Raw genomic sequence first — 14,131 nt, 5'->3', positions numbered from 1 at the left:
CTTCACCTTCAGGTCATTTTATTGTGAGTGAAATTATCCTTTGAGTTCTTCAATACGTGCGATAACTTTGGCGCGCTTATCTGAGTAATCGGCTTGCTTGGCCTTCTCTTCCTCGATGACTTTGGCTGGTGCCTTCGCCACGAAGCCTTGGTTAGAGAGCTTTTTCTCCACGCGCTCCACTTCACTGTTCAAATGCTGAAGTTCTTTTTCCAGTCTGCTAATTTCCTGGGCAATATCTAGCAGTCCGGCTAACGGCAGGTATAGCTCTGCGCCGCTAACTATAGATGTCATGGCTTTATCTGGAGCGGTGAACTCTAATCCTGCGTCGAATTCAGACGTATTACAGAATCGGCGCACATACTCCCCATTGCGGTTAATAATATCAAGAACGGCTTGATCGCCAGGTTTTATGAGCAATTCAACTTTTTTACTCATCGGCACGTTGACTTCAGCGCGGATATTGCGTACAGCGCGAATCACGTCGATCAGCAAATTCATTTCAGCGACCGCATCCTGATCCTCGAAAGCAGGATCGTAAGCAGGCCAAGCTGCCAATGTAATCGTTTCGCCTTCATGCGGAAGATGCTGCCATATTTCTTCGGAGATAAACGGCATGAACGGATGAATCATGCGTAGTGTCCGATCCAATACATATGCAAGTACGGATTGTGTTTTCTTTTTCGCCTCTGCATTTTCGCCATATAGGGAAAGCTTCGCAAACTCAATGTACCAGTCGCACAAATCATCCCAAATAAAGTTATACAGAAGGCGGCCTGTCTCGCCAAATTCATAAGCATCTATTAGACGCGTGATGTCGCGTGAAGTTTCGTTTAGACGATGCAGTATCCAACGATCAACGGTGCTTAAGTCACCAGTAATGTCTATATCTGCCGCAGTGACGCCTTCTAGATTCATCAGCGCAAAACGTGATGCATTCCAAATTTTATTGGCAAAGTTGCGCGCCTGCTCCACGCGTTCCCAGCGGAAACGCAGGTCTTGTCCTGGTGTGCTGCTGGTGGAGATCATATAACGCATAGCATCTGTACCATATTGGTCAATTACGTCGAGCGGATCAACACCATTGCCCAGAGATTTGGACATCTTTCTTCCGTCCGCATCACGAACCAGACCGTGCATAAGTACGTCCTTGAACGGAATTTCTTCAGTAAACTCCAGCGCAGTAAAAATCATACGCGATACCCAGAAATAAATAATGTCGTAGCCTGTAACTAGAACATTCGTCGGATAATAGCGTTTGAGATCCTCTGTCTGCTCAGGCCAACCCAGAGTCGAAAACGGCCACAAAGCAGAGCTGAACCAAGTATCGAGTACATCCTCATCCTGTTTGAGCTTTCTGCCAGCATATTCAGGCAAAGTTGTAGGGTCCTCCGCCGATACAATCACTTCTCCGGTTTCCTCATCGTACCAAGCCGGGATACGGTGTCCCCACCATAATTGACGGGAAATACACCAATCACGCACATTTTCAATCCAATGCAGATAAGTACGCTCAAAACGATCCGGCACAAAGTTTACACCGTTGCCCGTCTTCTGTGCTTCAATCGCCTTAGCTGCCAGCGGCTTCATTTCCACGAACCATTGCGTGGACAGATAAGGTTCTACAACTACCCCTGTACGCTCACTGTGACCTACCTGGTGCACATGCTCTTCAATGCGAATCAGTACGCCCTGTTCCTTCAAATCAGCGACGATTTGCTTACGGCAATCACTGCGATCCATTCCCTGATATTTGCCTGCTTCAGCATTCATCGTCCCCGTCTCGTCCATCACCGTAATTTGTGGTAGCTGGTGACGTTGCCCCATTTCAAAGTCATTCGGATCGTGAGCCGGTGTGATTTTAACCGCGCCGCTACCGAAATCCTTATCCACGTAGTCATCCGCTATAACCGGAATTTCGCGCCCGATGATTGGAAGCACAAGCGTTTTGCCGATCATTTGCTTGTAGCGTTCATCCTCCGGATGTACAGCTACAGCTGTATCGCCCAGCATCGTTTCAGGGCGTGTAGTAGCTACAGTAATAAATCCGCTACCGTCTTTTAAAGGATATTGCAGGTGATACAGATTTCCGTTCACCTCTTTGTATTCTACCTCAATATCCGACAGTGCAGTACGTGCAGCAGGGTCCCAGTTAATGATGCGTTTACCGCGATAAATCAGACCCTTTTTGTACAGTTTAACGAATACTTCGCGTACCGCTTTGGACAGTCCCTCATCCAATGTAAAACGTTCACGAGAATAATCGAGAGAAAAGCCCATTTTCTCCCATTGATTATGGATGTTGTCCAGATAAAGATCCTTCCACTCCCACACTTTCTCCAAAAACTTCTCACGGCCCAAATCATAGCGAGTCAGACCTTCTTCACGCAGCTTCTGCTCTACTTTGGTTTGAGTAGCAATACCTGCGTGGTCTGCCCCTGGCAACCACAAGGCATCATAACCCTGCATCCGCTTGGCGCGGATAATAATATCCTGCAAAGTAAAGTCAAGAGCATGTCCAATATGCAACATACCCGTAACATTTGGTGGTGGAATAACGATTGTAAAAGGCTCTGCCTCTGGATGTTGCCCGGCACGGAAATAGCCCTTCTCCATCCACGTTTTGTACCACTTTTTTTCTGCTGATTTGGGATCGTACGTCGTTGGCATTTCCAAGGTTGTCTTGTTGTCTTGTTCTGACATATCAGGATACCTCCATGATTTTTCATTTGGCAAATAAAAAAAGCCCTTCATCCTCAAAGGACGAAAGGCTGTTCTCTCGCGGTACCACCTTTGTTTCACCCCTAGTGTATGTATCCCCTGATCCATTACACATGGTGTGACACTTTATGCAGATAACGGTTGCGGACCGGCCTTATTCTACCGTGAACCTCTTACTTTCCGTAGGAATGAAATGAGGAACCGTTCAAACAGGCGACTCCCGGGTGACTTCGGCCAGTAGCTTCCTGCGGAACCTCACAGCGCTGCAATTCCACTCTCTGAAGGGCTTGCTGCCTACTCTTCCCGATCTCAGTCTTTCATTAACTATACCACATCATACATTTCCCATTGACTATAGTCAACACCCATTTCTCATTGACGATAGTCAGCACTTCGCTGCATGTTTCAGCAACTGGATCAAGGGATGTACAATACCTGCCCTTCCTCCACATGATGCTCTGCCAATCTGTTATACAATTGAAGCTCCCGAGTACTGAGCTGATAGCGGTCTGCTATCGTTTCCAGTGTATCCTCGCGTTGTACAATGCATAACCGCACTTTGCGGAAAGGCGTTTCATCCTGTGTATGAAAAAAAAGGTTTTTCCACTTGGCGTCCTCACGCTCTTCGTCGGCTTTCTGATCCTGATCTTGCGGTTCATGTTCCAACTGCTGCTGGTGTTCCGCTTCCTTCACCGAACGACTGGATTGAAGCAATGATGAGTAGACAACCGGGTCCGGCTCGTCTGCTCCTTCATCCTTTTTACTGTTAAGCGCCACGCGCATCTCTGGCTTTTCCTCAGTAAAGGTATCATGGACTTCATGGTTTACCTGTTCTGACGCCTCAGGCCTGAAGTCAAAGTCATTCCCCTGACTTGCTTCCAACTGCGGCTCCAAATAAACCTCCGAATCTGTATCAGAATGCGGCTCAGACAACAAAGGGTCGTATGCTACATTAGGAGATGCAGAGGATATTTTGGGCTCATTTCCTTCCGTCCCTATTTCCTCTTGATGAATCCCCCACACTTGCGGCGCCCCCTGCTCATGCTTCCCTTCGGAAGAACTGTCTTCAACTGCTTTTCCCGTCCACGGCTCATAAAATCGGTTCGGGTCTACTATCGGATCATAAGCTTGCTGCTCCGATGATGACTTTTCCTCCCCTTGGGCCTCTGGCGACAGCTCCCAGTAAGCTGACTCCTGTTGTGCTGGTACTGTGTATAAAGCTTCCGAATCTGTAATGCTGTTGATTGCCGCATCTTGGGTAGAATAGGTCTCTTCGTAGCGATGCTCACCATCGCCAGAAGGGGATGAAGCTGGATGCTCAGGCGCATGCACCACAGTAAATTCCTCATCCAGCCAAACCGCCGTCTCCTCTGCGTGCGAGCTTTCCACCCCATGCAAAGAAAGAACGCCAGTAATGTTTAGACTGCGTAAAGAGAGCAGGTCCACATCAAAATTTTCAATCTCTACAGAGATATCTTCCAATCTTCCTACCCGATTCAGCGGAATGGTAATTTCCACAGGGATTAGATGATGGAGTTCGCTCGTGATCTGTTCAGGTGTGCGGTACACGCCCTCCAGCAGCAAATGCCCTCGCAAAGCGGCATGGTCGCCGTGGGTTACAACCTGAATGCGTGGCAGAAGCTCAATTTCCTCCAACTCGGCAATCCCGGCAGCTTCCTCCGTCAAATGAATGCGTTCATAAATATCAAAACGCAAGCCTTGCGGCTGATCATTCTGTTGTTTATTCAAGGATGGCATCCTCCTTTGGGCAGCCTCCGCACATCCTCTGACTCGTGTCAGGCGCACGGAAACTCCATATTGCAAACCGTTTCTAGGTTCAAGTATATGCGCCAAAATAGAAGGCATGCCATCTTTTATAGCTATTTGTGCAGCTTTTGAAAATCATCCGGCCAAGCATCATCCACGTTTATCGTTTCGCCGCTCAGCGGATGACAGAAGGTGAGGCGCTCTCCGTGGAGGGCCTGCCTGCCAAAGTCAGCAGCACGACCGCCGTATAATACGTCCCCAAGCAATGGATAGCCAGCATGACTAAGGTGCACGCGTATCTGGTGCGTCCGACCTGTCTCCAGCGTCAAATACACAAGACTGACCGCACTTGGGCCGCTCCCCCATACTTCCCCAACTTCCACATGGGTAACCGCCTTCTGTCCGGTTGGAGATACACGGCGGCGCTGTTTATGATGCCTGTCCTTGCCAATCGGCCAATCCAACGTCCGCAACGATGGAGGCACTTTCCCTCGTACCAAAGCTACATAACGACGACCGATGTCCTTTGCCCTCATTTGTTCGTCCAGCTTGAGCAATGCAAATTCATTTTTGGCATATAGCACCGGGCCTGTCGTATCCACATCCAGACGATGCACATGCCGCACTGCTGTATGGATGTTGTTGATTTCATAGTAGGATGCGACAGCATGATCCAACGTCAGTGGACCATCCTTTACACCACCGTCTGGATGGACTGCCATCCCCGCTGGTTTGTGTACGACCAAACAAAAATCATCCTCGTATAGTATCTTCAAATCATACCAACGCGGAATAATGCCAAGGTCCACTACAGGAAAAAGGGCCAGCCGCAGCCGGTCCCCTGTAAGTTCAATCCCTTTTTCATGCCGTAGCCTGCGCCACAGCTTGTCCGGTAAACCCAGACGGTTTAGTAACCAGTGATCCACAGCTTCAGTGCGATCTACAAGCTCAATGTGATTTTCATCGGCTACAATTTCTTGCCCTGGTGTAATTTCCAGCCACGGTCCTCTTCTTTTCCAGCTGCCTTTCCAGCTCATAGACGTTTGAGCGCGCGATAGTTTGCTTCAATGGTCGCATCAATATCCTCAACGGTATGCACACCTGATACGAACATACCCTCAAATTGAGATGGAGCTACACTAACGCCCTCATTCACCATTTCAGTAAAGTAACGGCGGAAGTGGTCCTGATTACTCGTTTTAGCAGTGTCGAAATTGACAACCTTCTCGTCTGTGAAGAACGGGCACACCATAGAACCTACACGGTTGATCGTGACAGGAATCCCCAGCTCTCGCGCGTTACGTTCGAAACCAGCCTGCAGCCGTGCTGCCCGTTCTTCCAGGCGATCATATACTTCTGGTGTCAGCAATTTAAGTGTCGAATAGCCTGCTGCCATAGCCAACGGATTTCCGCTCAGCGTACCCGCTTGATAGATGGGACCCGATGGTGCGATTTGCTCTAGAATGTCGCGACGTCCGCCGTAAGCACCTACAGGCAGGCCACCACCAATTACTTTGCCCAGACACGTAAGATCCGGTGTCACACCAAAGCGTCCCTGAGCGGAATGAAGTCCCACCCGGAATCCAGTCATTACTTCATCAAAAATCAGCAGACTTCCGTACTGTTGGGTTACCTCACGCAAACCTTCCAAAAATCCAGGTTGTGGCGGTACAACTCCCATATTTCCAGCTACCGGCTCGACAATAATTGCAGCAATCTCTTCGCCAAATTTCTCAAAAGCCAGCTTCACCGACGCCAAATCATTGTAAGGGACGGTGATTGTATGTGTGGCTACGACTTCGGGTACACCTGGACTATCGGGCAGACCTAATGTCGCAACACCAGAGCCCGCTTTAATTAGCAAGCTGTCCGCATGACCGTGATAAGAGCCTTCAAATTTAAGGATTTTGCTGCGTTTCGTAAATCCACGCGCGAGTCGTATTGCACTCATTGTCGCTTCGGTTCCCGAGTTAACCATTCGAACAATGTCCATGGAAGGAACACGCTCACATACGAGCTTGGCCATTTCCGTTTCCGCCAACGTTGGGGCTCCGAAGCTGGTTCCTTTTACAACAGCAGCCTGTAAGGCTTTAACCACTTCGGGGTGCGCATGGCCCATAATAAGCGGTCCCCATGAACACACATAATCTATATAGGATTGACCGTCGATATCATATACACGCGATCCTTCCCCACGATCGATGTATACCGGCGTTATGCCTACGGATTTAAAAGCTCGAACCGGACTGTTTACGCCACCCGGAATATATTGTTTTGCTTCATCAAAGGCTGCTTTGGAACGCGTATCCTTGCGCACCGTTCGTTGTTCGTCGATCATTATAATCGCTCCTGTCTTTTGAAAAATACACTTATTGCTGCAACCATCTTGCCGCATCCTTGGCAGAATAAGTAATAATCATATCCGCGCCAGCACGCTTCATGCTTGTCAGAATCTCCAGCACCATCGCTTTTTCATCAATCCAGCCTTGCAGGGCTGCCGCTTTGACCATTGCATATTCACCGCTGACATTATAGGCCACCATAGGCAAATCAAATTGATCTTTAATAGTGCGCATTACATCCAGATAAGAAAGGGAAGGCTTCACCATCAGCATATCCGCACCCTCCAGCACGTCAGACTCCGCTTCTCGCAATGCCTCGCGTGCATTGGCAGGGTCCATCTGATAGGATTTGCGATCACCAAACTGCGGCGCAGAATCAGCAGCTTCCCGGAAAGGACCATAAAAAGCAGACGCATATTTGACGGAATACGACATAATCGGAATATGTGAAAAGCCTTCCAGATCGAGCCCCTGCCGAATTGCCTGTACAAAACCGTCCATCATATTGGAGGGAGCGATGATATCTGCACCGGCTCTGGCCTGAGAAACAGCTGTACGTACCAGTACCTCCAGAGACTCATCATTCAATACTTCACCGCATACTTCACCATCATGCTCATGCATGTGTACCATACCGCAGTGTCCATGGTCCGTAAACTCACACAAGCAAGTATCTGCCACGACCAGCAGTTCAGGATAACGGGACTTGATCAAACGAGTAGCTTCCTGAACAATGCCATTGTCCACAAAAGCTGAAGTCCCTACACTGTCTTTGGTTTCTGGTATGCCAAACAGGAGCACAGCAGGAATGCCAAGCTCACTAATTTCTTTCAACTCTTCCTCCAGCCGATCCAGAGAAAAACGGTATACACCTGGCATAGAGCTGATCTCCTGTTTCACTCCAGTGCCAAATGTAACATAGATCGGTTGGATAAAATCAGCCGGATTCAATACCGTCTCACGCACCATGCTACGGATGGCTGCTGACTGGCGCAAACGACGATGTCTTTTAAAAGGGACACTCATAAATACAAACCTCCATTTTTTATACATTCATTTGTAAAAATTAAAATTTATAATGTCATAACCGTACTTGATTGTTTCCAGTCACATAGCGATTGAATTAAACTTTCAATGGTCGCCTTCTCTGACATCAAACTGACAGTCAGACCAGCTTGGGTTGCTGTCTCACCAGTCAAGGGACCGATCACAGCAATTGTAACTCCCTCCAGCAGCGACACTGGATCATTGATCCCCATTTGTCGAAGTGCCTCCATAAAAAAGGTTACGGTTGAGGAACTGGTAAACGTAATTGCGTGAATGGCACGCTCCTCAAGCAATTTGAGGAGCTCGTCATCCTGTGTGTTGGCCGCCAGCACCGTTTGATACAAATCGGCCTCGGTCACATGCAGTCCCATCTCCCTCAGCTGATCTGGCAACCATGAGCGAGCGAGATCACCTCTTGGAAGAAATACCTTCTGCCCTGCTTGCAAATCCTGCTCAAACGCCTCAAGCAATCCCTCTGCCTGAAAAGGCCCTTCGATCTGTTCTGCTACAATTCCGTGCATCCTAAGCGCGTCTGCCGTAGCCGGTCCAACAGCGGCAATACGAGCTTTGTATAAGGAACGTACATCCTTGCCCTGTTCCTTTAAGTGAGTAAAAAAGTACTCCACTCCGTTAACGCTAGTAAAAAACACCCAGTCATATTCAGGAAGTCGTACAAATGCCTCTTTAATTTTCTGTTTTATCGGCTCGTCCGAAGGAACAACAGTCTGGATAACTGGGAATTCATAGGGTTCACCGCCAAGCTCCTCAATCCGGTGAACCAGACTGCTGGCCTGCGCGCGCGCGCGAGTAACCAAAATCCGTTTTCCAAACAAGGGCATATCCTCTGCCCATTTTAACTGTTCACGCTGATTGACTACTTCTCCGACAACGATGACAGCGGGTGGTTGAAAATTCGCTGCCTTCACCTTGGCTTCAATATCCGCCAGCGTACCCACTAGCGTATCTTGCTCGGCGCGGGTTCCCCAGCGTATCAAAGCAACTGGAGTATCAGATGGCTTACCGTGCTTTATCAGCTGATCGCTAATATAGCCGATCTTCGCTACACCCATCATAAAGATCAGTGTACCCGTTGCGTTCGTTACTTTATCCCAATGAATACTTTTATCAAGTTTGTCCGGACTTTCATGACCTGTAATGATAGACAGCGACGAGGCCATATCCCGATGGGTAACGGGAATACCTGCATAGGCAGGCACGCTGATGGCTGATGTGATGCCAGGTATGATTTCATAGGAAATGCCGTGTTTACGCAGCAGCCCGGCTTCCTCTCCAACTCGCCCAAAAATGGTGGGATCTCCACCCTTGAGCCGGACGACAGTTTTTCCTTCCAGGGCTAAATCCACCAGTAGCTGATTAATTTCCTCTTGCTTCATGGTGTGACGATCTGGCAGCTTGCCGACATATATTTTTTGGGCCCCTGGCTTCATCAGTCCCAAGAGGCGAGGGCTTGCCAGTCTGTCATACACAATGACATCGCCCAGTTGAATACACTCCCAACCCTTGACCGTAATTAATCTCGCATCTCCGGGTCCTGCACCTACTAAATATACCTTACCCACCATTTCATTATCCCCTCACTTGCGCCAGAATCTGTTCCGCTCCTTTGGCTATCAAACTGGCCGCCACCGCTTCTCCCAGCTTCTGCGGATCATCTCCCTGGAGCGTTTCCTTCAAAATGACCTCACCATCTGGTGAGCCCACCATCCCTGTAAGGCTAATTTCTTGACCAGCCCAGACCGCATGAGCCCCGATTGGCACTTGGCATCCCCCATTTAGCACACCTAAAAAGGTTCGTTCTGCCGCAACCGTGGCTGAAGTATCTCGGTGGTTGTAGAGTTTCAGCAATGCCAATAGCTCTTCATCGCTCGCACGACATTCAATACCGAGCGCTCCCTGCCCCACTGCCGGCAAACATGCTTCCACCGGTATATAGGACGTAATCCGGTCTTTCCAGCCCATTCGGTGCAAGCCTGCTGCCGCCAAAATGATGGCGTCAAAGCCTTCTGTCTCCAGCTTTTTCAGACGGGAATCAATATTACCGCGTACAGGCTCCAATTGTAGATCAGGTCGCATGGACTTGATTTGACTGGCTCTGCGTAAACTACTCGTGCCCACCTTGGCTCCTGGAGGCAAATCCTCCAGACTTTTGGCGCCCAATGTGATCAGGCAATCACGAGGGTCTTCTCGGTGCGGAACAGCGCCGTTGACAAGGCCTTCTGGCAATTCGGACGGCATATCCTTCATACTATGTACTGCCATATCAATTTCACCAGCCAGCATGGCCTGTTCAATCTCTTTGACAAAAAGTCCTTTGCCACCCACTTTGGACAAGGTTACATCCAATATGCGATCACCCTTGGTCAGGATTTTCTTGACGACAAATTCTAAATCCAATCCATGCTCCGCGCACAGTGCATTCAAATCCTCAATGACATGCCCGGTCTGAGTTAACGCCAGAGCGCTCTGTCTGCTGCCTACCACAATTGTTCGCATGTTATTCCTCCTGATTTTGCGCAATCCATAGATCTATTTCTTTTTCGGTCCATGCCATAAATTCATGACGTCGTATTTGATCCAAAATCCCACTATTCACCAAGCGTCTTAATAGCTTGGTCCTTTGCTGTGGAGAACTTATCTTGCGTTTGATGATCTGTCGCATATCGTGCATGAAATCCAGATAAGGCTCGTATTCGCTACCGAACAACGTATCCAAGGTCGATGTAATATCAGCGGTCACAGCGGGGCCTGCTCCTTCTGTGGAAATACTAATCGTCAGTCGCCCTCGTCGAAGGATGCCCGGCGTTATAAAATCTCCGTCTTCCGAGCGATCCGTCACATTTACCAGTATACCCCTTTGTCTAGCCTCTTGCGCAACCTCATTATTCACTTCTCTCTGGTTTGTTGCCGCATATACAAGAAAGGCTCCCTGGAGGTCACCCTCGCGATATACGCGATTTACCCAGTGGAGCCGCTTGTGATCGGCCAGGATCTTCAAATCCGGCGTTATATTCGGGCTAATGACGGTGATGAGCGCCCCACTTTCCATCATCCCCTTAACCTTTCGTTCCGCAATCCTGCCGCCGCCTACAACACAACAGATTTTATTATTACAATTCAACGAAATCGGGACAAAATGCTGCAACTGGCTTTTCACTCTCCCGTCCACTGATGAAATACAGACCAGGAATTCAGCAAAAAATTAAGAATCAATAGCGTGTAGCCAACTAAAGACCACTTTGCCATAATAAGACCTGAACGCTGGTTCAATCTTTTGCTTACTAAAAATACAATATACACACATAAAGCAATCGCCGTCATCAGCACTTTGGTATCTAGCAGCAGACGCCAGCGCTCCTCGGCAATAATAGAAATAACGGCAACGACAATAGAGACTCCCAGTAATGGAGTACCAATTAACAGCGCCATATGCGTATACCGATCCATTATTTCCAGACTCGGCAGGCGTCTCATCATGTCATTCCATTTTTTAACTTTCAACTTGCGGTGCAAAAACAGATACAATCCGGAAAATACAGCCGCTACCGTCATCGCGACAAAGCCAAGATTAGCCAGTGCAATATGAATCAGCAGCAGTCCATGCACGGTATGCCAGTTTCCAAGCGGATTGTCAATCGGCTCCATCCATATATTAATGAGCACAAGAACCGCAAAGCTAATGATATTAAGCAGTAATACCGCAAATTCAGATCGCTGATAACGTGTCAGAATCAATGAAATCACGACCAAAATAAATGAAAACAAAAACAGAAAGTCATAGGTCACGAAAATGGGAAGATGTCCTTCATTCCAGGTTCTCATGCCCATATAAACAAGCTGGAGCAATATAACGACAACAAGAAGCCCTGTACCTGTCCGTTTAGCATTCACGTTGCGACGAATCCCATCCGAAAATACAAACAGAAGGCTCAGGGCAAAAACATAAATCATGGAATCATATATAAGTACGCCTGAAGCCAAGTCTGTTCACCCACCTTTACAGGCTAGCCGGCGCAAACGACGCTGGCAAAGCCTGAGCCTGACCGGTTTTTCCATGAACCCCAGCCTCCGGTTTTATTAACGCAGATGCATCGCTTTTATCTACTTTCTGAGCGGCGTCCTCCAACCGATCCTCTAAAGCAAAAATGTGGCTAAACATGTCTAGCGCCTCATTCCCCTGCTTTTGGACAGCCATTTCTTTCACGCGATTAATCGGATCATGCATCATCTGATTGAGCATACTCTTCGTCAAGCGGCTTATTACCTTACGCTGCCGTTCGTCCATTTCGGGAAGCTTATTGAACAAGCTTTCCAGCGTATCCTGATGTATAGACTCCGCCTTCTCCTGTAATGCACGAATCACTGGACGCACTCCCATCGTCTTTAACCATTGATAAAACTCGCTAAGCTCATCTTCAATCATATGCTCGATTTTGGCAGCTTCAGTACGACGCATTTCCAGATTGCTCTCCACGATCCCTTCCAGATCATCAATATCATACAGGAAAACATTCTGCAATTCGCCAATAGCCGGGTCCAGATCACGCGGAACCGCGATATCAATCATAAACAAAGGACGAGACTGACGACGTTTCATACTGGCTTCAACGCGGCTGCGATCCAGAATATACCCCTGAGCACCCGTCGAGCTAATCACAATATCCACATCTGCCAAACGATTCATGCCTTCCTCCATCGTAACTGGCGTTCCATTAAACTTGGAGGCTAGGTCTTCCGCACGGGACAAAGTTCGATTTGCTACAATAACCTCGGCAGCTCCGCCACTGTACAAATGCTTAACGGTGAGCTCGCTCATTTTACCAGCACCAAGGATCAGTACCTTTTTATCCGTAAACATCCCGAAAATCCGTTTGCCCAGCTCAACGGCTGCATAGCTAACAGATACGGCACTTTCTCCAATAGATGTCTCCGAATGGGCACGCTTGCCCAATGTGACGGCCTGCTTAAACAGCATATTAAACCATGTTGCTGTAATTTTCTGAGATTGAGCCTGAAGAAAGGCATTCTTTACCTGACCCAAAATCTGTGTTTCTCCGATTACCATGGAATCCAGACCACAAGTCACACGGAACAAATGCCGAATTGCCTGCTCGTCTTCATATATATATAAATGTTGTGTAAAATGATCACGAGGAATACCAAACCATTGCTCCATAAAACTGCGTATAAAATAACCGCACATGTGAAGGCGGTCCACCACAACATATATTTCAGTCCGATTGCAGGTTGCGACAACTACGCCCTCCAACACACTTTTGGTAAGTTTGAGTTGCTCCAGCGCTTTTGGCAAATCCTGTTCTGCAAATGTAAAACGTTCTCTGACTTCCACAGGCGCCGTACGATAATTCAACCCAACAACGACGATGTGCATTGTAAAATTCACCTGCCTAAACTGTAATAAGAATACTCACTGTTATCATAAACTATGTTAATTATATCACAGAAGTCCGAATACCCTTCGGCTGTTTTATGAATTGTTTATGAAAATTAGATGGCTTTCATAAGCATCGAGCACATTTTGTATCATTTAGTTTGAACCACTTTTAAAACAAATAACCATGGAAATGTTCCATGGTTACAATATAGGACGCATAAAAGGCTCCATAAAGAAAGATTTACACCAACTCAGCCAACTTGCACTCCGGTAATTCCACCTGAAGTTCACCCAAGCCGCGAATTAGCTTCTTCGCATATGTTTTTTTCGGCTTTAGAACGGATACCAGGTAATCAATAGCCAACTGCGGATCAACAGTCTCGCCGCAAGTGTAACAATCAATAGCAGCGAACCCTCTCTCAGGATACGTATGAATAGAGAGGTGACTCTCTGACAACAGTACAAGCACAGTAGCTCCCTGTGGTTCGAATTGCTTGGATTGAACGGACATCACCGTTGCTCCGCAAGCTTCAGCAGCTTCAACTAAATGAGCCTCCAGAAACTGCGCATCGTTCAGTAATTCAAAACCGACACCCCAAGTATCTACTGCAACGTGTCTTCCGAAAGTTGAATACTCCAATTCCATCTTTCGGTTCCCCCTTCCTAGGAATAAAATGTTTGAAAAAATTTCATCCGCTAGGACCTACGTCATTCACTTCCCGAGGGATAACCTCTCGCAACATTCAATGTCCTGAGTGAATCCTGGTTCCTATATTCTTTTCATTTTCAACGAGATTAAAAATAACATCTATGTGCAGCAAATGCAATCATTTTTTTGGAATAA

General features: G+C 47.7%; 11 protein-coding genes. All 11 read right to left on the bottom strand.

Annotated features, from left to right (window positions below):
* Window positions 1–33 precede the first annotated feature (33 nt).
* Window positions 34–2,700: a valine--tRNA ligase gene (locus ABEW32_RS12065; RefSeq protein ID WP_430187992.1), complete on the bottom strand. Its 2,667-nt coding sequence runs from the start codon at window positions 2,698–2,700 to the stop codon at window positions 34–36.
* Window positions 2,701–3,135: 435 nt separating this feature from the next.
* Window positions 3,136–4,467 (bottom strand): LysM peptidoglycan-binding domain-containing protein, encoded by a 1,332-nt coding sequence (locus tag ABEW32_RS12060; protein WP_430187991.1) that lies wholly within the window; start codon window positions 4,465–4,467, stop codon window positions 3,136–3,138.
* Between the two features lie 131 nt (window positions 4,468–4,598).
* On the bottom strand, window positions 4,599–5,522 hold the full coding sequence (locus tag ABEW32_RS12055; RefSeq protein WP_430187990.1) for an RluA family pseudouridine synthase: 924 nt from the start codon (window positions 5,520–5,522) through the stop codon (window positions 4,599–4,601).
* Window positions 5,519–6,823, bottom strand: coding sequence for a glutamate-1-semialdehyde 2,1-aminomutase (gene hemL, locus ABEW32_RS12050; RefSeq protein WP_430187988.1), 1,305 nt, complete (start codon window positions 6,821–6,823; stop codon window positions 5,519–5,521). The genes ABEW32_RS12055 and hemL overlap by 4 nt, the downstream gene beginning before the upstream one ends.
* Before the next feature lie 31 nt (window positions 6,824–6,854).
* Complete coding sequence (gene hemB, locus ABEW32_RS12045; protein ID WP_430187986.1) at window positions 6,855–7,853, bottom strand: porphobilinogen synthase; 999 nt, start codon at window positions 7,851–7,853, stop codon at window positions 6,855–6,857.
* A 47-nt stretch (window positions 7,854–7,900) separates the two neighbouring features.
* Entirely contained in the window at window positions 7,901–9,457 is a 1,557-nt protein-coding gene (gene cobA, locus ABEW32_RS12040) for a uroporphyrinogen-III C-methyltransferase (protein ID WP_430187984.1), read from the bottom strand.
* Between the two features lie 4 nt (window positions 9,458–9,461).
* A complete protein-coding gene (gene hemC, locus ABEW32_RS12035) occupies window positions 9,462–10,388 on the bottom strand; it encodes a hydroxymethylbilane synthase (RefSeq protein WP_430187982.1) in 927 nt (308 codons plus the stop codon).
* 1 nt (window position 10,389) lies between these two features.
* Window positions 10,390–11,037, bottom strand: coding sequence for a precorrin-2 dehydrogenase/sirohydrochlorin ferrochelatase family protein (locus ABEW32_RS12030; protein ID WP_430188032.1), 648 nt, complete (start codon window positions 11,035–11,037; stop codon window positions 10,390–10,392).
* Between the two features lie 8 nt (window positions 11,038–11,045).
* Window positions 11,046–11,873, bottom strand: a complete 828-nt coding sequence (gene ccsA, locus ABEW32_RS12025) for a cytochrome c biogenesis protein CcsA (protein ID WP_430187980.1) — start codon at window positions 11,871–11,873, stop codon at window positions 11,046–11,048.
* A 16-nt stretch (window positions 11,874–11,889) separates the two neighbouring features.
* Entirely contained in the window at window positions 11,890–13,284 is a 1,395-nt protein-coding gene (hemA, locus tag ABEW32_RS12020; RefSeq protein WP_430187978.1) for a glutamyl-tRNA reductase, read from the bottom strand.
* Between the two features lie 244 nt (window positions 13,285–13,528).
* Window positions 13,529–13,927: an adenosylmethionine decarboxylase gene (gene speD / locus ABEW32_RS12015; RefSeq protein ID WP_430188030.1), complete on the bottom strand. Its 399-nt coding sequence runs from the start codon at window positions 13,925–13,927 to the stop codon at window positions 13,529–13,531.
* Window positions 13,928–14,131 lie beyond the last annotated feature (204 nt).

Origin of the sequence: Paenibacillus jamilae (assembly GCF_050482105.1) — a bacterium.
GTDB classification, from domain to species: Bacteria; Bacillota; Bacilli; order Paenibacillales; family Paenibacillaceae; genus Paenibacillus; species Paenibacillus jamilae_B.
The sequence above is the reverse complement of the archived record's forward strand: the minus strand, read 5'-3'. Positions and strand labels throughout refer to the sequence as shown.

Bases quoted from the DNA above. Each gene is read 5' to 3' on its own strand.
- ABEW32_RS12065 (WP_430187992.1), bottom strand. From the start codon at position 2,700: ATGTCAGAACAAGACAACAAGACAACCTTGGAAATGCCAACGACGTAC.
- ABEW32_RS12055 (WP_430187990.1), bottom strand. From the start codon at position 5,522: ATGAGCTGGAAAGGCAGCTGGAAAAGAAGAGGACCGTGGCTGGAAATT.
- hemL (WP_430187988.1), bottom strand. From the start codon at position 6,823: ATGATCGACGAACAACGAACGGTGCGCAAGGATACGCGTTCCAAAGCA.
- hemB (WP_430187986.1), bottom strand. From the start codon at position 7,853: ATGAGTGTCCCTTTTAAAAGACATCGTCGTTTGCGCCAGTCAGCAGCC.
- cobA (WP_430187984.1), bottom strand. From the start codon at position 9,457: ATGGTGGGTAAGGTATATTTAGTAGGTGCAGGACCCGGAGATGCGAGA.
- hemC (WP_430187982.1), bottom strand. From the start codon at position 10,388: ATGCGAACAATTGTGGTAGGCAGCAGACAGAGCGCTCTGGCGTTAACT.
- hemA (WP_430187978.1), bottom strand. From the start codon at position 13,284: ATGCACATCGTCGTTGTTGGGTTGAATTATCGTACGGCGCCTGTGGAA.